This is a genomic window from Streptomyces sp. NPDC047028 (assembly GCF_040644095.1).
GTDB lineage: Bacteria > Actinomycetota > Actinomycetes > Streptomycetales > Streptomycetaceae > Streptomyces.
This window is the reverse complement of sequence record NZ_JBEYVS010000006.1, coordinates 20,073-39,732: the sequence shown is the minus strand read 5'-3', so window position 1 is coordinate 39,732 and position 19,660 is coordinate 20,073. Positions and strand designations below refer to the sequence as shown.

17 protein-coding genes and 2 pseudogenes are annotated in these 19,660 nt (G+C 71.4%); 11 read left to right on the top strand and 8 right to left on the bottom strand.

The window, feature by feature from the left end; genetic code table 11:
* Positions 1-36: 36 nt before the first annotated feature.
* From ABZ854_RS07680 to ABZ854_RS07670, 3 genes are all read left to right on the top strand, one after another.
* Positions 37-636 carry a histidine phosphatase family protein gene (locus ABZ854_RS07680; protein ID WP_361205840.1) on the top strand — a complete coding sequence of 200 codons (600 nt, stop codon included), beginning with the start codon at positions 37-39 and terminating at the stop codon, positions 634-636.
* A 140-nt stretch (positions 637-776) separates the two neighbouring features.
* Positions 777-1,409, top strand: coding sequence for a hypothetical protein (locus tag ABZ854_RS07675; protein WP_361205838.1), 633 nt, complete (start codon positions 777-779; stop codon positions 1,407-1,409).
* A 112-nt stretch (positions 1,410-1,521) separates the two neighbouring features.
* A complete protein-coding gene (locus tag ABZ854_RS07670; protein WP_361205835.1) occupies positions 1,522-1,944 on the top strand; it encodes an acyl-CoA thioesterase in 423 nt (140 codons plus the stop codon).
* A 74-nt stretch (positions 1,945-2,018) separates the two neighbouring features.
* Here the strand turns inward: ABZ854_RS07670 and ABZ854_RS07665 are convergent, their stop codons facing one another.
* The 7 genes from ABZ854_RS07665 to ABZ854_RS07635 all read right to left on the bottom strand — a co-directional run bounded on the left by ABZ854_RS07665 (position 2,019) and on the right by ABZ854_RS07635 (position 8,234).
* Positions 2,019-3,425, bottom strand: coding sequence for a nucleobase:cation symporter-2 family protein (locus ABZ854_RS07665; RefSeq protein WP_361205833.1), 1,407 nt, complete (start codon positions 3,423-3,425; stop codon positions 2,019-2,021).
* 239 nt (positions 3,426-3,664) lie between these two features.
* Positions 3,665-5,044, bottom strand: coding sequence for an 8-oxoguanine deaminase (locus ABZ854_RS07660; RefSeq protein WP_361205830.1), 1,380 nt, complete (start codon positions 5,042-5,044; stop codon positions 3,665-3,667).
* A gap of 117 nt (positions 5,045-5,161) precedes the next feature.
* A complete protein-coding gene (gene pucL / locus ABZ854_RS07655) occupies positions 5,162-6,097 on the bottom strand; it encodes a factor-independent urate hydroxylase (protein WP_361205827.1) in 936 nt (311 codons plus the stop codon).
* 8 nt (positions 6,098-6,105) lie between these two features.
* Entirely contained in the window at positions 6,106-6,507 is a 402-nt protein-coding gene (gene uraH / locus ABZ854_RS07650) for a hydroxyisourate hydrolase (protein ID WP_361205824.1), read from the bottom strand.
* A 4-nt stretch (positions 6,508-6,511) separates the two neighbouring features.
* The gene (gene uraD / locus ABZ854_RS07645; RefSeq protein WP_361205821.1) at positions 6,512-7,024 is read right to left on the bottom strand and encodes a 2-oxo-4-hydroxy-4-carboxy-5-ureidoimidazoline decarboxylase; all 513 of its coding nucleotides are present in this window, start codon (positions 7,022-7,024) and stop codon (positions 6,512-6,514) included.
* Between the two features lie 599 nt (positions 7,025-7,623).
* On the bottom strand, positions 7,624-7,935 hold the full coding sequence (locus ABZ854_RS07640) for a helix-turn-helix domain-containing protein (RefSeq protein ID WP_361206295.1): 312 nt from the start codon (positions 7,933-7,935) through the stop codon (positions 7,624-7,626).
* A 47-nt stretch (positions 7,936-7,982) separates the two neighbouring features.
* Positions 7,983-8,234 (bottom strand): hypothetical protein, encoded by a 252-nt coding sequence (locus ABZ854_RS07635; RefSeq protein ID WP_361205818.1) that lies wholly within the window; start codon positions 8,232-8,234, stop codon positions 7,983-7,985.
* Positions 8,235-8,405: 171 nt separating this feature from the next.
* Between ABZ854_RS07635 and ABZ854_RS07630 the strand changes: the two genes are divergently transcribed.
* The 4 genes from ABZ854_RS07630 to ABZ854_RS07615 all read left to right on the top strand — a co-directional run bounded on the left by ABZ854_RS07630 (position 8,406) and on the right by ABZ854_RS07615 (position 12,598).
* Entirely contained in the window at positions 8,406-9,245 is an 840-nt protein-coding gene (locus tag ABZ854_RS07630) for a TIM barrel protein (RefSeq protein ID WP_361205815.1), read from the top strand.
* 40 nt (positions 9,246-9,285) lie between these two features.
* Positions 9,286-10,200 (top strand): 2-hydroxy-3-oxopropionate reductase, encoded by a 915-nt coding sequence (locus tag ABZ854_RS07625; protein ID WP_361205812.1) that lies wholly within the window; start codon positions 9,286-9,288, stop codon positions 10,198-10,200.
* Between the two features lie 205 nt (positions 10,201-10,405).
* Positions 10,406-11,869 carry a catalase gene (locus ABZ854_RS07620; RefSeq protein ID WP_361205809.1) on the top strand — a complete coding sequence of 488 codons (1,464 nt, stop codon included), beginning with the start codon at positions 10,406-10,408 and terminating at the stop codon, positions 11,867-11,869.
* Positions 11,870-12,313: 444 nt separating this feature from the next.
* Complete coding sequence (locus ABZ854_RS07615) at positions 12,314-12,598, top strand: hypothetical protein (RefSeq protein WP_361205806.1); 285 nt, start codon at positions 12,314-12,316, stop codon at positions 12,596-12,598.
* Between the two features lie 116 nt (positions 12,599-12,714).
* Here ABZ854_RS07615 and gcl read toward each other — a convergent pair whose 3' ends face one another.
* The gene (gcl, locus tag ABZ854_RS07610) at positions 12,715-14,502 is read right to left on the bottom strand and encodes a glyoxylate carboligase (RefSeq protein WP_361205804.1); all 1,788 of its coding nucleotides are present in this window, start codon (positions 14,500-14,502) and stop codon (positions 12,715-12,717) included.
* Positions 14,503-15,276: 774 nt separating this feature from the next.
* On the opposite strand from gcl, the pseudogene ABZ854_RS07605 reads away from it, so the two are divergent.
* The 4 genes and pseudogenes from ABZ854_RS07605 to ABZ854_RS07590 form a co-directional block, all read left to right on the top strand.
* A pseudogene (locus ABZ854_RS07605) lies at positions 15,277-16,587 on the top strand (alkaline phosphatase family protein); the annotation flags it as partial.
* A 72-nt stretch (positions 16,588-16,659) separates the two neighbouring features.
* A pseudogene (locus ABZ854_RS07600) lies at positions 16,660-17,364 on the top strand (chitosanase); the annotation flags it as partial.
* A gap of 3 nt (positions 17,365-17,367) precedes the next feature.
* Complete coding sequence (locus ABZ854_RS07595; RefSeq protein WP_361205801.1) at positions 17,368-18,663, top strand: MFS transporter; 1,296 nt, start codon at positions 17,368-17,370, stop codon at positions 18,661-18,663.
* Complete coding sequence (locus ABZ854_RS07590) at positions 18,660-19,646, top strand: hypothetical protein (RefSeq protein WP_361205799.1); 987 nt, start codon at positions 18,660-18,662, stop codon at positions 19,644-19,646. The genes ABZ854_RS07595 and ABZ854_RS07590 overlap by 4 nt, the downstream gene beginning before the upstream one ends.
* Positions 19,647-19,660: the final 14 nt, after the last annotated feature.

Below are 19,660 nucleotides of genomic sequence, written 5' to 3'. Positions count from 1 at the left end.
CGCTGGTGCTGACAAGCGAGCGGGAAGGGCGCTGACGTGGGTGACCTGTTTCTCGTCCGGCACGGCGAGACCGAGTGGTCCCGCTCCGGACGGCACACCGGGAGCACCGACGTGCCCCTCACCGACCACGGGCGGGAGCAGGCCCGGGGCCTGGCGCCGCTGATCCGGTCCCTCCCGCTCGGCGCCGCGTACGTCAGCCCGCTGCGGCGCGCGCGGGAGACCGCGGAACTGATCGGCGTCCCGGACGCGAAGGTCGACGCCGACCTGCGCGAATGGGACTACGGCGGCTACGAGGGCGTCACCACCGTCGAGATCCAGCGGGAGCGGCCCGCCTGGTTCCTGTTCACGGACGGGGTCGCGCCGGGCCCGCCGGACCACCCCGGGGAGACGCCCGAGCAGGTCGGGGAGCGCGCCGACCGGGTCCTGGCCGGGGTCGAGACGGCCCTGGCGGGCGCCGAGAAGGGCGTCCTGCTCGTCGCCCACGGGCACTTCCTCCGCGTGCTCACCGCCCGCCGCCTCGGCCTGCCCGCACACGACGGCGCCCTCTTCCAGCTGGAGACGGGCACCCTCTGCCGGCTCGGCACGGAACACGGACGCCCGGTGGTGGCGGGCTGGAACATCCGCCCGAACGACTGAGCGCCGGCCCCGCGGGTGAACGCTGACCCCACGGGACGGTGGACGCCGTCGGCGGACGCCGCTGTCAGAGCCCGGTCGTAGTCTTCGGGTGGGCCGCTCTCCGGGCGGCCGGGATGTCGAGGTGCCGGAGGGGGCACGCCATGAGCCGACCCGCGAGTGCCGTGCAGCGGCGGGTGATCGACGCCGCGGATCCGGTGACCGGCCGGCTGCGGGCCACTCCGGCCCAGCTGGCGGCACTGGTGAAGCGGGGCCTCGCCTTCCGGCATCCGAGACCGCCGCACGACCACTTCCTCACCCCGGCGGGTCATCGCATACGGGCGGCGGAGCCGGAGTCGGACGCTCCACAGGAGGCCGCCGCACCGGACGCCGGGGTCTTCACGGCCCGGGCCGGCGGCGAGGAGGACGCCCCGGAGCCGGGGCCGGCCCGGCAGCGCGAGGTGCACAGCGCCTGGCAGGGGCTGCTGGAGATGCGCCGGATGACGAACCCCGACGGCTCCGTGGACCGGCCGTGCGGCTGGGAGCGGGCGCACCTGGTGCGGTCGGCCGCGCTCGCCCTGGAGGCGGCCGGGCACCGGCCGGCGGGTGCCGGCGGCTCCGACGGCTACCGGGTGCGGGCGACCCCGCAGCCGGAGGCGGTCGCCGTGTACGGGCCGGACGAGGAGACGCTGCGGGCGTGCGCGGCCACGCTGGAGGGGGCCGGCTGGCAGGCCGGCGTCTGCACGGAACCGCGCACGGCGGTCCGCTACCTGCTGGCCTCACCGCGCCGGGTGTGAGGCGCGCCGGCTGCGAAGTACGGCGGGTGCGGCCGGCGTGTCAGGATCGGTTGATCAGAACTTCATGATCAGAACATCGTGACCAGTGCGTCCACGAACCGAAGGGGAAGTCGTGAGCGAGCCGTTTTCCGTCCGCGTGACCGTCCGCGGGTACGAGACCGATGTGCAGGGCCACCTCAACCAGGCGGTGTACCTGAACTACGCGGAGCACGCCCGCTGGTCGCTGCTGCATGCTGCCGGGGTGAGCCAGGCGCGGCTGATCGGGCAGGGCGTGGGCCCGGTGGCGCTGGAGACGACGATCCGCTACCGGCGTGAACTGCTCGCGGGCGACGAGGTCGACGTGACCTGCGCGTTCGAGTGGGGCGGCGGCAAGACGTTCCGCATGGTGCAGAGCGTCCGCAAGGCCGACGGGACGGTCGCGGCGGAGATCACCGCGGTGGGCGGGATCCTGGACCTCACGGCCCGCAAACTGGTCGACGATCCATCGGCCGTGTTCAAGGAACTGGCCACCGATCCGGCCCTGTTCGGCCTGTGACGACAGGGCCCGGGGGTACGGCGGCGTACGCGCCGTACCCCCGGGCCGCCGGCCGCCCCACGAGGGCGGAGGGGTCAGTGCGCGGGAGCCAGTTCCTCACCCGACTCCATCGGGTGGGCGACCTCCTCGGTCTGCCTGCCGCGCCCCAGGTGGTTGAAGAGCACGTTCAGCACGACCGCGGTGACGCAGCCGGTGGAGATCCCGGAGTCGAGGACGATCTTCGCGGTGTCGGGGAAGGCCTGGTAGAACTCCGGGGCCGTGATGGGGATGATGCCCACGGCGAGGGAGACGGCGACGATCATGATGTTGTCGTCCTTGTGCAGACCGGCCCGGACCAGGGTCTGGATGCCGCTCGCGGCGACCGAGCCGAACAGGACGACGCCGGCGCCGCCGAGAACCGGCCGGGGCACGACGGCGATCAGTGACGCGGCCATCGGGCACAGGCCCATGAGGACCAGGAAGCCGCCGCCGAAGGCGACGACGAAGCGGCTGCGGATCCGGGTCATGGCGACCAGGCCGATGTTCTGCGCGAAGGCGCTGCACATGAACCCGTTGAACAGCGGGCTGAGGGCGGAGCCAAGGGTGTCGGCGCGCAGGCCGGCCGCGATGGTCCGCTCGTCCGAGGGGCGTTCGACGACCTCGCCGAGGGCCAGCATGTCGGCGGTGGACTCGGTCATCGAGACGACCATCACCACGCACATCGACAGGATCGCGGCGATGTGGAACTGCGGGGCGCCGAAGTGGAACGGGGTGGGGAAGCCGACCACGTCGGCGTGGGTGACGGCGTCGAAGTCGACGGCGCCGAACGGTATCGCGAGCACCGTGCCGGCGATCATGCCGAGCAGGACGGCGATCTGCTTGACGAAGCCCCGGGTGAAACGGCGCAGCAGCAGCACGATCACCAGGGTGGCGGCGGCGAGGCCGAGGTAGGTCCCGGAGCCGTAGTCGTGGGCCGCGGGGTCGGGTCCCTGGGCCCAGGCGAAGGCGACCGGGAGGAGGGAGACGCCGATCAGGGTGATGACCGTACCGGTGACGACAGGCGGGAAGAAGCGGATCGCCTTGCAGAACACGGGGGCGGCGAGGAAGCCGAGGAGACCGGCCACGATGACCGCGCCGAAGATCATCGGCAGGGCGTCGGACTTGTCCTTGGCGGAGGCGACGATGGCCGTCATGGGGGCGACGCCGGCGAAGGTGACGCCGTTGACGAAGGGCAGGCGGGCGCCGATCTTCCAGATGCCGAGGGTCTGCAGGAAGGTGGCGAGGCCGGCGGTGAACAGGCAGGCGCCGGTGAGGAAGGTGAGGTCGGTGGCGGACAGGCCCACGGCCGCGCCGACGATCAGGGGTGGGGCGACGACTCCCGCGTACATGGCGGCCACGTGCTGCAGGCCGCTGGTCGCCATCTTCAGGGCGGGGAGTTTCTCGTCCACGGGATGGATCCCTTGGGGGTGGACGGGTGTCTCGTCGACGGGGCTGGCGGACACGGCGGTTCCTCCGGTCGGTTAAACACGTCGGCTCTGACGCGGGTTTCTTGGAGGTGGTGCGTGCGGTCGTGCGGGACCGGGTGGCACGCGGCGGCTCGGGGAAGCCGGCGGGCCGGGGAACGGAGACCGTTCCGGGACGCGCGCTCGCACGCGCGTCCCGGAGACGGCCGCCGTGGACCCCGCTCGGGTCCACGGCTGCCGACCGGGAGCCGTCCCTCCCGGCCGGAGTCAGCGGTGGCTCAGGCCTGGTGCGCGATGTGCGCCAGGCGCTGGGCCTCGGCCCGCGTGGAGCGGGCGACGGCATCCTCGTCGACGGTCAGCAGTCGTCCGTTCTCGACGATCTGCCGGCCGCCCACGAAGGAGGCGGTGACGGGGGCGGCCGCGCCGAACACCAGCGCGGTCACCGGGTCGGCGATGGACGCGTGGGCGAGCGTGTCCAGCTTCCACAGCACCAGGTCGGCGAGCTTGCCCGGCTCCAGCGAGCCCGTGTCGGCCGCCCGGCCGAGCACCCGGGCGCCGCCGTAGGTGCCGAGCCGCAGTGCCTGCCGGGCGTTCAGCGCGGCCTCGCGGTGGGCGCCGAGGCGGTTGATCAGCAGGGCGTTGCGCAGTTCGGTGTGGAGTTCACCGGACTCGTTGGAGGCGGTGCCGTCGACGCCGAGGCCGACCGGTACGCCGGCCTTCAGCAGGTCGGGGACGCGGGCGATGCCGGCGGCGAGGCGGGCGTTGGACGAGGGGCAGTGCGCGACGCCGGTGCCGGTGCGGGCGAAGGCCGCGATGTCGGAGTCGTTCATGTGGACGCAGTGCGCCATCCACACGTCCTCGCCGAGCCAGCCGGTGGACTCGAAGTAGTCGGTCGGGCCCATGCCGAACTGCTCGTGGCAGAACTTCTCCTCCTCCACCGTCTCCGAACCGTGGGTGTGCAGCCGTACGCCCAGGCGGCGGGCGAGTTCGGCGCCCTGCCGGAGTAGTTCGGTGCTGACCGAGAACGGGGAGCAGGGTGCGACGGCGACCTGGGTCATCGCGTCGGCCGAGGCGTCGTGGTGCCGCTTCACGGTGGCCTCTGTGGCGGCCAGGGCGTCGTCGAGGCTCTCCACGGCGAAGTCCGGGGGGAGTCCGCCGTCCGACGCACCGCGGTCCATGGAGCCGCGGGCGAGGGTGAAGCGGACGCCCATCTCACTGGCGGCGCGGATGATCGCGCCGGAGAGGTCTCCGCAGCCCCGGGGGAAGACGTAGTGGTGGTCCATGGCGGTGGTGACACCGCCGCGGGCCATCATGGCGAGCGAGCCCTGGGCCGCCGCGTACACCATCTGCTCGTCGATGCGGGCCCAGGTCGGGTAGAGCGCGACGAGCCAGTCGAAGAGGTTGTGGTCGGTGGCCAGCCCCCGGGTGATCCACTGGGAGAAGTGGTGGTGGGTGTTGACCAGGCCGGGGGTCACGAGGTGACCGGTGGCGTCGATGCGGCGTACGACGTCGGCCAGGCCCTCGGGGGCCCTGCCCGCGCCGACCGCCTCGATGCGGTTGCCGGCGATGACGACGTGACCGGAGGCGTGTCCGGTGTCGTCGGCGTCGACCGTCGCGATCGAGCAGTTCTCGATGACGATGCGCTGGGCTGCTGCCATGGTTCGTCCTTTTCGCTCGGTGGACTCAAGGGGGAGGGCACACAGGACCTCACGAGTCTTGAGTACCGCGGCCGGGGAGCGGGGCTCACCGGCCGCGGGTGCCGAGAGCGGTGAGACTCAGAGGTTGGTCATGTCGACCGGGATGAGCTGCTCGGCGCCGTCCCGCAGGATGGTGGCCTCGATCAGGCCGTAGGGGCGGTCGGCGGCGTAGTACACGGCGCCGTCCTTGGCCTCGTTGTCGATCCCGAAGGGCGACAGGTCCGAGCGGAAGTGGTGCTTGTTGGGCATCGAGAAGCGGATCTCGTCGACCTCGTCACGGGAGTTCAGCACCCGCACACCCATCTCGAAGAGGGTCTGCTGGAGGGAGTACGAGTAGGTCTCGGCGAACGCCTGCAGCGCGTGCTTGCGCACACCGTTGTAGGAGCGGTCCCAGTCCGGGGCGTGGGAGTCGACGCCGTCCCAGTTGTGCCGCCACCAGGTGGAGACGGTGGTGGCGAGGATACGGTCGTAGTCCTCCTTCAGGGTGGTGTACTTGTCCTTCAGGAAGCCGAAGAACTCGGAGTTGGTCGAGTTCAGGACGGTCAGGTCCTTGAAGCCGGAGAGGACCTGGATGCCGTGGCCGTCGTAGGTGACCTGGGCGACGCGGGTCTCCTGGCCCTTGCGGACGAAGGAGTGGGCGATCTCGTCGGAGCCGACGAAGCGGGCGCCGGACTGGGAGGTCTCGATCCGCTCCCAGGTGTACTCCTCGACGCGGATGCGGGCCCGCTGGATGGGCTCGGTGTCGTCCACGAAGTGGCGGGCGAGCGCGACGCCGAAGGCCTCGGAGCTCTCGATGCCGTGCTCCTTGGCGAAGGCGAACACGGTGTTCTTCGTGGTGTCGGTCGGCAGGACGTTGGCGTTGGAACCGCTGCGGTGGACCTCCTCCATGTCGCCGGACAGCGCGACGGAGACGTTCAGGTCCTTGATGTGGTGCGTGTCGCCGTCACGCACGATCTTGACGACGCGGTTCTCGGCCTTGCCGTACTGGTTCTGTCCCAGGACGAAACGGGTCATGGTGTCGGTCAGCTCCCTCGGTAAACGGAGTAGCCGAACGGGTTGAGCAGCAGCGGAACGTGGTAGTGCTCGCCGGGTACCACCGCGAAGGCGATGGTCACCTCGGGGAAGAACACCGGCCGGCCGTTCTCGCTGTCCCGGAGCGCGGGGGCGTCCTGCTGGGCCGCGGCTTGCTTCTTTGCGAAGTACGTCTCGGTGTCGAACTCGAGCCGTACGTGTGTGGTGCCCTCCGGCAGTGCCGGCAGGTCCTTGCACCGGCCGTCGGCGTCGGTCGCGGAGCCGCCGAGCGCCTGCCAGCCGGCGCTCTGCCCACTGCGGGCGAAGAGCTGGATGGCGACGCCCTCGGCGGGGCGGCCGACGGAGGTGTCCAGGATGTGGGTGGACACGGAGGCGGTGGTGCTGGTGCTCATGGTGTCAGGCGTCCTCTTCGACGAGTCGGGCCAGGCGGATACGGTTGATCCTGCCCAGCTCGGTGCGGACCGTCTCCCGCTCCTGCTCGGGCGAGTTGCCGATCCGCTCCTTCACCGCGTCGCGCATCTGCTCGCCGGTCCGGCCGGTGGCGCAGATGAGGAAGACATGGCCGAACTTCTCCTGGTAGGCCAGGTTGAGTTCGAGCATCTCCGCCTTGAGGTCCGCGGAGGCGCCGGCCATCCCCGCCTGCTCGCGGGAGGAGGTCGGGTCGCCGGGCTTGGGGCGGCCGATCGGCGGGTGGCCGGCCATCGCTTCCTCGAGGTCCGCGGTGGTCAGCTCGGCCATGGCGGCGTCGCTCGCGGCGTACAGGTCCTCGGCGGTGGCGTACGGCCGCTCGGCGAGCAGCCGCCGGGCCCACTCGGTGGAGGCGCACGCCTCGTGGAGGGCGGCGCGTGCCGCGTGGTCCTCCAGGGTGTTGAACCGGGCCAGGCCCGGGGGCGTGGAAATCGACGTCACGGGAGCCTCCGTGGCCGCGATGGGCCTTCGTGCTGAACGGGCTGCGGATAGCTAACGCCCTCGGAAACACCACGTCAACACTTTGTTGAAAATTCCCGCGCTGCCGTCGCCCGGTCTCAGCAGCCGGACAACCGCCGCCCGGCCGAGGAACCTCCGCGGCCCGGACCCTCGGCCCACCGCGACAGGCCACCGGCCTCACCGGACCCCGGCCCACAGCGAACGGCCTCCGGCACCGAGAGCCGCCCCTCCGGCACGCCGGCGGCGCGGGACCTCGCCGTCGTCCGCACCGAGGGCCTGGGCGGGGACCGGCAACGCCCGCACACCCGTCGGCGCGGGCGGGCCGCGGCGCACCGGACCCCGGGGACGCACCCGCGACGCCGACCCCACCACCCGGACGCGACCGCCACCCGGGGAACCCTCGGCCGGGCGACACCGCGGGACGCCACACCGGCGGCGCGGACCACCCACGAGCCGCCCGCACGCGGCGGACCCCTCACGAGCCGCCCGCACGCCGGGCACTCTCGCGACCCGGAGCGGATCAGGCGCCCGCTCGGCGTGCGGTCTACGGGGCCCCGGCCGGGGCGGCAGACGCAGGCGCCTCAGGACTCTTTGTCTCGGTTCAAGTAGTTGTAGACCGTGAAGCGGCTGACGCCCAGGGCGCCGGCTACGGTTTCGACGCCGTGCCGTACGGAGAAGGCGCCGCGCGCCTCCAGTATCCGTACGACCTCCTGCTTGGCCTTGCGGTCCAGGTCGGCCAGCGGCCGGCCCTGGCGGCGCTCCATGGCGGCCAGGATGTGGTCGAGGGAGTCCGCGAGCTGGGGCAGGCGCACGGCGACCACGTCGCTGCCCGCCCAGGCGAGGACGACGTCCTCGGGACCGGCCTCGTCGGGCGGCAGGAACTCCCCGCCCATGGCGTCGACCAGCGGCTTCACGGCCGTGATGAACGGCTCCTCCCCGTTCACCGGTCACCCTCCCCGAGCACGTTGACCTGGAGCGAGATCCGGGTGGCGCCGGCCTCCAGGGACTCGCGCAGCAGCGCGTCCACGGCGGCGAGCACGCGGTCCGCGCCGCCCTCGGCCGTGTTCCCGAACGGGCCGACGTCCACCGCGTCAAGCTCGGCCGCCTCGATCACCCGGCGGGCCGCCAGGGCATGGGCCGGCGCCTCGTCCAGGTCGAAGGGTTCGGTCGTGAACTCCACTCTCAATCGCACGCGCACAACCTAACGCGCGGCACCGATTTTCGGGCAGCCCCCCGGGGCACACCCCCCGGCCCGGGACGGACCCCTCTTGACAAGCGGCGGCACCCGACGGCAATCTTCCATTACGCAGAAACGAACTTCCGGATTACGGAAAACGAACCTACGGAAGGGAGCGCGACCCGAATGGGATTTGCAGACCAGCGCTTCAACGTCAACCTGTCGATCCTCTTCACGGAACTCCCGCTCCTGGAGCGCCCCGCGGCCGCCGCCGCGGCGGGCTTCACGGCGGTCGAGCTGTGGTGGCCCTGGGTCGACTCCCCCACCCCCGAGCAGTCCGAGCTCGACGCCCTGAAGAAGGCGATCGAGGACGCGGGCGTCCAGCTCACCGGGCTGAACTTCTACGCCGGGCAGCTGCCGGGCCCCGACCGCGGTGCCCTGTCGATCCCCGGTGAGGAGTCGGAGAGGTTCCGCGCCAACATCGACGTGGCCGCGGACTTCGCGCAGTCCCTCGGCTGCACGGCGCTCAACGCGCTCTACGGCAACCGCGTCGACGGCGTGGACCCGGCCGAGCAGGACGCGCTCGCCCTGGAGAACATGGCTCTCGCGGCCCGGGCCGCCGACCGGATCGGCGCGATCCTGCTGATCGAGGCGCTGAACCAGCCCGAGTCGCCCAAGTGCCCGATCGTGAGCGCGCCCAAGGCCGTCGAGATCGTGGACAAGGTCAACGCGGCGACGGGCCTCGGGAACGCGAAGTTCCTGATGGACCTGTACCACCTGTCGATGAACGGCGAGGACGTCGCGTCGGTCATCGAACAGTACGCGGCGAAGACCGGGCACGTACAGATCGCCGACAACCCGGGCCGCGGCGCCCCCGGCACGGGCTCGCTCCCGCTGGAGGAGCTGCTCGACCAGCTGAAGAAGGCCGGATACGACGGCTGGGTCGGCCTGGAGTACAAGGCCGGCGACCGCCCGAGCGCCGAGGCCTTCGGCTGGCTCCCGCGCGAGGCCCGCGCCGCGCGCTGAACACCCTGACTTTGCAAGGCAGTAGAGAGGTACCCCCATCATGAGCAACCTTACGAATTCCTCCCACCCGACCCGCCCGGCGATTGCATGGATCGGCCTCGGCATCATGGGCTCCCCCATGTCCGAGAACCTGATCAAGGCCGGCTACCAGGTCACCGGCTTCACCCTGGAGCAGGACAAGCTGGACCGCCTGGCCGCCGCCGGCGGTACGGCCGCCGCCTCCATCGCCGAGGCCGTGCGCGACGCCGACGTGGTCGTCACCATGGTGCCCGCCTCCCCGCACGTCGAGGCCATCTCCTACGGCCCCGAGGGCATCCTGGAGAACGCCAAGCGTGGCGCGCTGCTGATCGACATGTCCTCGATCACCCCGCAGACCTCCATCGACCTCGCGAAGGCCGCGAAGGACAAGGGCATCCGCGTGCTGGACGCCCCGGTGTCCGGCGGCGAGGCCGGCGCGATCGAGGCCGTACTGTCGATCATGGTCGGTGGCGACCGGGCCGACTTCGACCTGGCCAAGCCGATCTTCGACGCGCTGGGCAAGACCATCGTGCTGTGCGGCCCGCACGGCTCCGGCCAGACCGTGAAGGCCGCCAACCAGCTGATCGTCGCCGTGAACATCCAGGCGTGCGCCGAGGCCGTGGTCTTCCTGGAGAAGTCGGGCGTGGACCTGCAGGCCGCGCTGGACGTCCTCAACGGCGGCCTCGCGGGCTCGACCGTGCTGACGCGCAAGAAGGACAACTTCCTCAACCGCGACTTCAAGCCGGGCTTCCGCATCGACCTGCACCACAAGGACATGGGCATCGTGACCGACGCCGCCCGCAACGTGGGCGCCGCCCTGCCGGTCGGCGCCGTGGTCGCCCAGCTGGTCGCCTCGCTGCGCGCGCAAGGTGACGGCGGCCTGGACCACTCGGCGCTGCTTCGTGCCGTGGAGCGCCTCTCCGGCGCCCAGCTCTGAGGCACCGGCCTCCTGAACTTCCGGGCGGTGCCGGCGCTGACACCTGTCCTGTCGCGCCCAGGCGCCGGCGCCGCCCGGAATCAACTTCAACAAATTGTTGACGTCTCGATCGCCCCACTTCTAGGCTCCACTTCTGAGCTCCACCAAGCGGAAACAGTTTTCCGCTGAATCTCGCACGCAAGTGCCCCCGCACGGAAGGTCCACGATGTCGAAGCGCGTGCTCACGACAGAGTCCGGCGCCCCGGTCGCCGACAACCAGAACTCCGCCTCCGCCGGCGCCGGCGGTCCGCTCCTCCTCCAGGACCAGCACCTCCTGGAGAAGCTGGCGCGCTTCAACCGCGAGCGCATCCCGGAGCGCGTGGTGCACGCCCGTGGCTCCGGCGCGTACGGCCACTTCGAGGTGACGGACGACGTCAGCGGCTTCACGCACGCCGACTTCCTGAGCACCGTGGGCAAGCGCACCGAGGTGTTCGCGCGCTTCTCCACCGTCGCGGACAACCTCGGCGGCGCGGACGCGGTCCGCGACCCGCGCGGCTTCGCGGTGAAGTTCTACACCGAGGAGGGCAACTACGACCTCGTCGGCAACAACACGCCGGTCTTCTTCATCAAGGACCCGCTGAAGTTCCCCGACTTCATCCACTCGCAGAAGCGCGACCCGTTCACCGGCAAGACCGAGCAGGACAACGTCTGGGACTTCTGGGCCCACTCCCCCGAGGCCACGCACCAGGTGACCTGGGTGATGGGTGACCGCGGCATCCCGGCGTCGTACCGCCACATGGACGGTTTCGGCTCCCACACCTACCAGTGGACGAACGCCAAGGGCGAGGCCTTCTTCGTCAAGTACCACTTCAAGACGAACCAGGGCATCCGCTGCCTGAACGGTGACGAGGCCGCCGAGCTGGCCGGCAAGGACCCCAACTCGCACCAGACGGACCTGCTCCAGGCCATCGAGCGCGGTGTGTTCCCGTCGTGGACGCTGTACGTCCAGCTGATGCCGGCGGAGCAGGCGGCGGACTACCGCTTCAACCCGTTCGACGTGACGAAGGTGTGGCCGCACAAGGACTACCCGCTCCAGCGGGTGGGTCGCCTGGTGCTGGACCGCAACCCGGACAACGTGTTCGCCGAGGTCGAGCAGGCCGCGTTCTCCCCGAACAACTTCGTGCCGGGCATCGGCCCGTCGCCGGACAAGATGCTCCAGGGCCGCATGTTCGCCTACGCCGACGCCCACCGCTACCGCCTGGGCGTCAACCACACCCAGCTCGCGGTGAACGCCCCGAAGGCCGTTCCGGGAGGCGCCAGCAACTACGGCCGTGACGGCTACCTGGCGTCCAACTCCCAGGGCCGGCACGCCAAGAACTACGAGCCGAACTCCTACGACGGCCCCGTCGAGACCGGCCGCCCGCTGTCGGCGCCGATCGCGGTGCACGGTCACTCCGGCACCCACGAGGCCCCGCTGCACACCAAGGACGACCACTTCTTCCAGGCCGGTGAGCTGTACCGGGTGATGTCCGCGGAGGAGCGGTCGCGTCTGGTCGCGACCATCGCCGGCGGCCTCTCGCAGGTCTCCCGCAACGACGTCGTCGAGAAGAACCTGGCCCACTTCCACGCCGCCGACCCCGAGTACGGCAAGCGCGTGGAGGAAGCGGTCCGCGCGCTGCGCGAGGACTGAGCACCCCCGGGCTGCGTCCGGGACCCGGCGGGGAGGCCGGGGACCGGACGCGTACGACCCGCCGCCGACCGATCCGGATGAGGGGTGATCGGCGGTACGGCGGGCAGGGCGAGGACCGCGGCGGCCCGCGAGCCAGTGCGGTGGTCAAGGACCGGGGCCCCTTCCCGACGTGAGGGAAGGACCCCCGGCTCCGTCGCGGACCACCGCGGTCCCAGCCCCTGCCTCCTGAGAGGCCCCGAGAACGCCGTCCGGCGGCGCGAACGACCTGTCGCGCCCAGCCTCGCGCCGTCGGACGGCCACCATCCTCCCTCCCCCGCCCTCACACCGAAGCGCCCCCGCCCAGGGGGCGCTTCGTCGTGTCCGCCCCCGGAAGGCCCGGGAAGGTTCCAGAGGTGCGGTCCGGCCCGGCGTGCGCGTCCGCCGCTTCCGCAGGACGCTGGGGGCATGGGCGACACGACCCCGCACCCGCACCCCCACCTGACGCCGTACCCGCACATCGTGGTCCACCCGCCGGCCCGGGACGGCTCGCGCCGGGTCACCGAGGGCGGGGTGACCCTGGGGCTCACCTGGCACCTGGACGACGTCGTGGACCTCCTCCGCGCGGCCGGCCTGGACCGCGTGGAGGTCGAGGAGAGCGACCTCATCGACTGGCGGGGCGGCGGCGCGGACGACTGGCCGGACCTGACAGAACCGAGAGACCCGCCGGACCACCGGCCGCAGGGGCCCTGAGCGGTCGCCGCGAACAGGCGGACGGGCGAACAGGCGGACAGCACGAACGGGGGCGGCCCGTCCGTGTGGACGGGCCGCCCCTCAGGCGTGCCGGCGTCAGGCCGGTGAGACCTTCGTCAGACCCTCAGCGGCTTGATGGCCGTCGGCGCGTGGCCGGGCTCGGTGGCCAGCTCCTCGAACTCGGAGATGTCGCTGATGTCCATCGTCTTGCTCATCGCGATGTTGGTGATCCGCTCCAGGATCGCCTCGACGACGACCGGCACCCGGTACTCCTCGGCCAGCTTCTTGGCCTCCTCGAAGGCCGCACCCAGCTGGTCCGGCTCGGTGACCCGGATGGCCTTGCAGCCCAGTCCCTCGGCGACCTTGACGTGGTCCACACCGTAGACGCCGATCTCCGGCGAGTTGATGTTCTCGAACTCCAGGTTGACCTCGAAGTTGATGCCCATGCCGGCCTGCGCCTGACGGATCAGGCCCAGGTAGGAGTTGTTCACCAGGACGTGGACGTAAGGGATCCGGTGGTGCGCGGCGACCGCCAGCTCCTCGATCATGAACTGGAAGTCGTAGTCGCCGGAGAGCGCGACGACCGGGGCCTCGGGGTCGGCCTTGGCGACGCCGATCGCGGCCGGGATCGTCCAGCCGAGCGGGCCGGCCTGGCCGCAGTTGATCCAGTGACGCGGCTTGTAGACGTGCAGCATCTGCGCGCCGGCGATCTGGGAGAGGCCGATGGTGGTGACGTACCGGGTGTCGGGACCGAAGGCCCGGTTCATCTCCTCGTACACGCGCTGCGGCTTCATCGGCACGTTGTCGAAATGCGTACGGCGCTGCAGCGTGGCCTTGCGCTCCTGGGTGGAGGCGACCCACGCGCCGCGGTCGGGCAGCTTGCCGGCCGCCTTCAGCTCCTTGGCGACCTCGACGAACAGCTCCAGCGCGGCCTTCGCGTCGGAGACGACGCCGTAGTCCGGCGGGAAGATCTTGCCGATCTGGGTGGGCTCGATGTCGACGTGGACGAACTTGCGGTCGCCGCGGTAGACGTCGAGCTTGTAGCCGGTGTGGCGGTTGGCCCAGCGGTTGCCGATGCCGAGGACGAAGTCCGACTCCAGGAAGGTGGCGTTGCCGTAGCGGTGCGAGGTCTGCACGCCGACCATGCCGGCGTTCAGCTCGTGGTCGTCGGGCAGCACGCCCCAGCCCATCAGGGTCGGGATGACGGGGGTCTGCGTCAGCTCGGCGAACTCGACCAGCAGGTCGGCGGCGTCGGCGCTGAAGACACCGCCGCCGGCGACGAGGACCGGGCGCTCGGAGGCGAGCAGGAAGGAGATGGCCTTCTCGATCTGGGCGCGGGTCGCGGCCGGCTTGTAGACCGGGAGCGGCGCGTACGTCTCGGGGTCGAACTCGATCTCCGTGGTCTGGACGTCGATCGGCAGGTCGATGAGGACCGGGCCGGGGCGGCCGGACCGCATCAGGTGGAAGGCCTGCTGGAAAACGCCGGGGACCTGCGCGGCCTCCAGGACGGTGACGGCCATCTTGGTCACCGGCGCGGCGATGGAGGCGATGTCGACGGCCTGGAAGTCCTCCTTGTGGATCACGGAGGTCGGCGCCTGGCCGGTGATGCACAGGATCGGGATGGAGTCGCCGATGGCCGAGTACAGGCCGGTGATCATGTCGGTGCCGGCGGGGCCCGAGGTGCCGATGCACAGGCCGATGTTGCCCGGCCGGGTGCGGGTGTAGCCCTCGGCCATGTGGGAGGCGCCCTCGACGTGGCGGGCGAGGGTGTGGCTGATGCCGCCGCCCTCTTTCAGCGCCTTGTAGAACGGGTTGATCGCCGCGCCGGGCACACCGAAGGCGTCGGTGACGCCCTCGCGCTTGAGGATCTCAACTGCCGCGCGGGCAGCGGTCATACGGGCCATCGAGTACTCCTGCTTCGGCTGTCGGATGCGTACTCCCGTCGCGCCCCGCGGTGAGCACAGTCTCCGTTGCTGCGGATGATTCTAAATTCCGCGATACGGAATTTAACTTCTGCTATCTGGAAGCAATGTATTCGGGCAGGAGAAGAGTCGTCAAGAGCGGCCGAAACCGGGACGCGCGGGCGCGCGCGGAAGAAGGGGAGGCAGGGGACAGCCGGAGGCGGCCGGGGACAGCCGGGGCCGGCCGCAGCCGCGGAGAGCCCGGCGCGGGGCGCACAGGGGAGTCGACGGAGCCGCGCGGTGGACGAGGGGGCCGTGCCGCGGTCGCCACGCGGCCCGGCCCACCCTCCCCCGCGCCACTCCGTCATGGCAGGGACTGCGATGTGAACTGCGATTAGGAAACTTTCCTAACAGAGCAAAGTAAGGAGGTCACGGCGGGCCGTCAAGGCCGCGGACGGGATCCGTCCACACCGTTGACAGAGCCTCGCGCCGGGGCGTACCAATGCCAGCGGCGGCCTGGCGCGGACGTTCCGAACCCGACGCGCTCACCGCATCCACGGCTCCACGGATGCCCGGTGCCCCGGCCGCGTGCGGTCGTATGCCGCGTCACCGAGCACGTGCCGCCGCACGGCGCCGATCACGGTCCACCGTGCAGCCGTACGCGCCGCACCTCCAGCCTGTTGCGCGCACCTGACCACTGCGTGCCGCAAGTCGCCCAGGCGTTGCTCACCTCTGTTGCCCGAGGGCCTTTCCACGCCCCTCTCCAAGGAGATCAGCATGACGCCTTCCCGTTCCCGGCTCCGCTCCCGGCCAGGGCGGCGTGCCGCCCTGGCGGCCGGCACCAGCATGGCGCTGACCGTGCTCGGCCTGACCGCGGCGGCCGGCGTGTCCCCGGCCGCCGCCGACCCGGCGCCCGGCGCCGCCTCCGTGACGGCCGGCGGCATCCCCCGCCTCGACCACGTGGTGGTCGTGATGGAGGAGAACAAGTACTACGAGGACGTCATGGACTCCTCGTCCGCTCCCTACATCAACTCCCTTGCAAAGCAGGGGGCTTCGTTCAAGGACTTCCACGGCGTCACCCACCCGAGCCAGGGCAACTACGTGGCGCTGTTCTCGGGTTCCACCCACGGCGTCGCCGACGACGACTGCCCGCACGACTTCTCCTCCGACAACCTCGGCAACCAGCTCCTCACCCACGGCGGTTCGTTCACCGGCTACTCGGAGGACCTGCCGGCCGACGGCTCGAAGGACTGCGGCGACGACGGCGACAGCGGCTACGCGCGCAAGCACAACGGCTGGGTGGACTTCAAGAACGTCCCGGCCTCCTCCAACCTGCGCATGGACCGCTTCCCGTCGGACTACGCCAAGCTGCCCGACGTCGCGTTCGTGACCCCGAACCTCGACAACGACATGCACGACGGCACCGTGCGCGAGGGCGACAACTGGCTGCGCGACAACCTCGACGGCTACGTCCAGTGGGCGAAGACGCACAACAGCGCGCTCGTCGTCACCTGGGACGAGGACGACAGCGACGACGACGTCAACCACATCCCCACGGTGATCGTCGGCGCCCACGTCAAGCAGGGCTACACCTCGACCAGGCGCGGCGACCTGTACTCGCTGCTGCGGACGCTGGAGGACATGCACGGGCTGCCGGCGCTGGGCTCGGCGGCCGAACGCGACCCGCTCACCGACATCTGGGACACCGGCGGCACCACTCCGCCCACGGACGGCACCGACCTGGCGGCGAACCGGCCGACGAAGACCTCCTCCACCGAGAGCAGCAGCCTCACCGGCGCCAAGGCGGTCGACGGCGATTCCGGCACCCGCTGGGCCAGCAAGGAGGGCTCCGACCCGGAGTGGATCTCGGTCGACCTGGGCGCCGACACCGACATCAGCCGGGTCAAACTCAGCTGGGAGGCCGCCTACGGCAAGGCCTACAAGATCCAGACCTCGCAGGACGGCTCCACCTGGTCGACCGTGTACTCCACGACCGGTGGCAACGGCGGCACCGACGACCTGACGGTGAACGGGCACGGCCGCTACGTGCGCATGTACGGCACACAGCGCGGCACGTCGTACGGCTACTCGCTCTACGAGTTCCAGGTGTACGGCACCGGCGGCACCACCACACCACCGCCGCCCACCTCAAGTGGTGACCTGAACGACCCCGCCGAGAAGGAGATCGCGATGGAGCTGGTCTCCAGCGCGGAGAACTCCTCGCTGGACTGGAAGGCGCAGTACACCTACATCGAGGACATCGGCGACGGCCGCGGCTACACGGCGGGCATCATCGGGTTCTGCTCCGGCACCGGTGACATGCTCGACCTCGTCGAGCACTACACCGACCTGGAGCCCGGCAACGTCCTGGCCAAGTACCTGCCCGCGCTCAGGGACGTCAACGGCAGCGACTCCCACGCGGGGCTCGGCTCTGCCTTCGTCAGCGACTGGCACAAGGCCGCCGGCGACAGCGTCTTCCGCAAGGCCCAGGACGACGAGCGCGACCGGGTGTACTTCGACCCGGCGGTCAAGCAGGCCAAGGCCGACGGGGTGCGGACACTGGGGCAGTTCATCTACTACGACGCGATCGTGATGCACGGCCCCGGCGACGACTCCACCAGCTTCGGCGGGATCCGCGCGCGGGCCATGAAGAACGCGAAGACCCCCGCCCAGGGCGGCGACGAGGTGACGTACCTCAACGCCTTCCTGGACGCCCGCAAGTGGGCCATGGAGCAGGAGGAGGCGCACAGCGACACCAGCAGGGTCGACACCGAGCAGCGCGTGTTCCTGGACGACGGAAACCTCCAGCTGAACCCGCCGCTGCGCTGGAAGGTCTACGGCGACCCGTACGAGATCGACGGCTGACGGATGTACATATCGTCCAGCCGGGCGGCGACCCCCGTGTCGCCGCCCGGCGCCGGGAAGAGGGGCGTCGCCCCCACCGTGCTCGCGCTCGGCTCGGTCAGCCTGGTCACCGACATCTCCTCGGAGATGGTGACCGCGGTGCTGCCGATGTACGTGATGTTCACGCTCGGCCTGAGCCCGCTGCAGTTCGGCGCGCTGAACGGCATGTACGTCGGTGTGACCGCCCTGGTCCGGGTGGCCGGGGGCCAGTTGGCCGACCGCACCCGGCGCCGCAAACTGGTCGCGGGCGGCGGCTACGCCCTGTCCGCGGTGTGCAAACTGGGCCTGCTCGCGGCCGGTTCGTCCGTGCCGGTGCTCGGCGCGGTGATCGCCGCCGACCGTACCGGCAAGGGGCTGCGCACCGGGCCCCGGGACGCACTGATCTCGCTGAGCAGCACGCCCGCCACGCTGGGCCGCTCCTTCGGGGTGCACCGGGCGATGGACACCACGGGCGCGTTCCTCGGCCCGCTGGTGGCGTTCGGCCTGCTGCTGCTCACCCCCGGCCGGTACGACGCGGTGTTCGTGACGAGTTTCCTCGTCGCCGCCGTCGGCGTCGTGATGCTCGGCCTGCTGGTGCGGGAGCGGCCGGCGGAGGAGGAACGGCGCGATCCGGGATCGGCGGGTCTGCGGGACGTGCTCGGGCTGCTGCGCCGGCCCGCCTATCTGCGGGTGGGGCTCGCGGCGGTCGTACTCGGCGCGGTGGTGCTCGGCGACTCGTTCGTCTATCTGCTGCTCCAGCAACGGCTCGGCGTACCCGAGGAGTTGTTCCCGCTGCTGCCGCTCGGCACGGCCGGCGCCTATCTGCTGCTCGCGGTGCCGCTCGGCCGGATCGCCGACCGGTTCGGGCGGTTGCGGGTCTACGCCGCCGGGCACCTGGCCCTGCTCGCAGCCTGTCTGCTGCTGCTCGCGCCGGCGGCCCGGCTGCCGCTCGTGGCCGTCGTCCTAGCCCTGCACGGGGTGTTCTACGCGGCGACGGACGGGGTGCTGATGGCGGCCGTGGGTCCGCTCGTGCCGCCCCGGCTGCGGGCCGGCGGGCTGTCCCTGATCCAGACCGCGCAGTCGGCGTCGGCGCTGGCGTCCTCGGTGCTGTTCGGCGCCTGCTGGACCCTGTGGGGCCTGACCACCGCGCTGGCACTGGCCGTGACGGCACTGGCCGCAGCCCTGGCCCTGGCGGTGTGGATCCTGCCGTGGAAGCAGGAGCTCGCGCCGGGCCCGCCCACCCCTGTCCCCCACCGCAGCGACGAGGAGCACGCCGTATGACCTCCCGGACCCGCCTGGTGTCCCTGCTGGCCGCCGTCCTGGTGGCGGCCACCCTCGCCACCGGGTACGTGTGGCACGCCCGCGAGAGCGACGACGCGGCGCCCGGCGGCCGGATCCGGCTCGACACGGCCGGCCGACTGCTGTTCCGCAACACCGCGCCCGGCGCCGGGTTCGGCCGGATCGCCACCGTGCCGGCCGCCCACCCCGGCGCCGCCCGCACCCTGGGCCGGCTGCGCTGCGACCGGGTGTACGCCGCCCACGGCACCGGTGTCTGCCTGCAGCGCACCGGGCCGGTCCCCGGCACCGAGGTCACCGCGCTCGACCCGGACCTGCGCACGCTGCGCCGGCTGCGCACCGAGGGCTTCCCCAACCGGGCCCGGGTCTCCGCCGACGGGAGGATGCTCTCCTGGACGATGTTCGTGCGCGGCGACTCCTACCTCCGCGACGACTTCTCCACCCGCACCGGCGTCCTGGACACCCGCACGGGCCGGACGGTGCCGAACATCGAGGGCATCCCGCTGACCCTGGAGGGCCGGCCCTACCGAGCGGCCGACGTCAACTACTGGGGCGTCACCTTCGCCGCCGACGACAGCACCTTCTACGCCACCGTCCGCACCGGGGGCCGTACGTACCTGGTCAAGGGCGATTACAAGCAGTGGACCGCGCGCACCCTGCGGCGGAACGTGGAGTGCCCGTCGCTGTCGCCGGACGGCAGGCGGCTGGTGTTCAAGAAGCGGGTGAGCGCCGGCGCGCGGCGTCCGTGGCGGCTGTACGCGCTGGACCTGGCCACGATGCGGGAGACACCGCTGGCGGAGCCGCGCGGCGTGGACGACCAGGCGGCCTGGCTGGACGGCCGTACGGTGATGTACGGCCTGCCCCGGCACGGCGGCGGCTGGGACGTGTGGTCCGTCCCCGCCGACGGCTCCGGGAAGCCGCGCCTGCTCGTCCACGACGCGAGTTCCCCCGCGCTGCTCACCCGCTGACCGGCGCCGGCGCC

Excerpts from the sequence above, each read along its gene's own strand:
- ABZ854_RS07675 (WP_361205838.1), top strand. The coding sequence starts at position 777 with ATGAGCCGACCCGCGAGTGCCGTGCAGCGGCGGGTGATCGACGCCGCG.
- ABZ854_RS07660 (WP_361205830.1), bottom strand. The coding sequence starts at position 5,044 with ATGGCAGCAGCCCAGCGCATCGTCATCGAGAACTGCTCGATCGCGACG.
- pucL (WP_361205827.1), bottom strand. The coding sequence starts at position 6,097 with ATGACCCGTTTCGTCCTGGGACAGAACCAGTACGGCAAGGCCGAGAAC.
- uraH (WP_361205824.1), bottom strand. The coding sequence starts at position 6,507 with ATGAGCACCAGCACCACCGCCTCCGTGTCCACCCACATCCTGGACACC.
- ABZ854_RS07640 (WP_361206295.1), bottom strand. The coding sequence starts at position 7,935 with ATGGGCGGGGAGTTCCTGCCGCCCGACGAGGCCGGTCCCGAGGACGTC.
- ABZ854_RS07630 (WP_361205815.1), top strand. The coding sequence starts at position 8,406 with ATGGGATTTGCAGACCAGCGCTTCAACGTCAACCTGTCGATCCTCTTC.
- ABZ854_RS07625 (WP_361205812.1), top strand. The coding sequence starts at position 9,286 with ATGAGCAACCTTACGAATTCCTCCCACCCGACCCGCCCGGCGATTGCA.
- ABZ854_RS07620 (WP_361205809.1), top strand. The coding sequence starts at position 10,406 with ATGTCGAAGCGCGTGCTCACGACAGAGTCCGGCGCCCCGGTCGCCGAC.
- ABZ854_RS07615 (WP_361205806.1), top strand. The coding sequence starts at position 12,314 with ATGGGCGACACGACCCCGCACCCGCACCCCCACCTGACGCCGTACCCG.
- gcl (WP_361205804.1), bottom strand. The coding sequence starts at position 14,502 with ATGGCCCGTATGACCGCTGCCCGCGCGGCAGTTGAGATCCTCAAGCGC.
- ABZ854_RS07595 (WP_361205801.1), top strand. The coding sequence starts at position 17,368 with ATGTACATATCGTCCAGCCGGGCGGCGACCCCCGTGTCGCCGCCCGGC.
- ABZ854_RS07590 (WP_361205799.1), top strand. The coding sequence starts at position 18,660 with ATGACCTCCCGGACCCGCCTGGTGTCCCTGCTGGCCGCCGTCCTGGTG.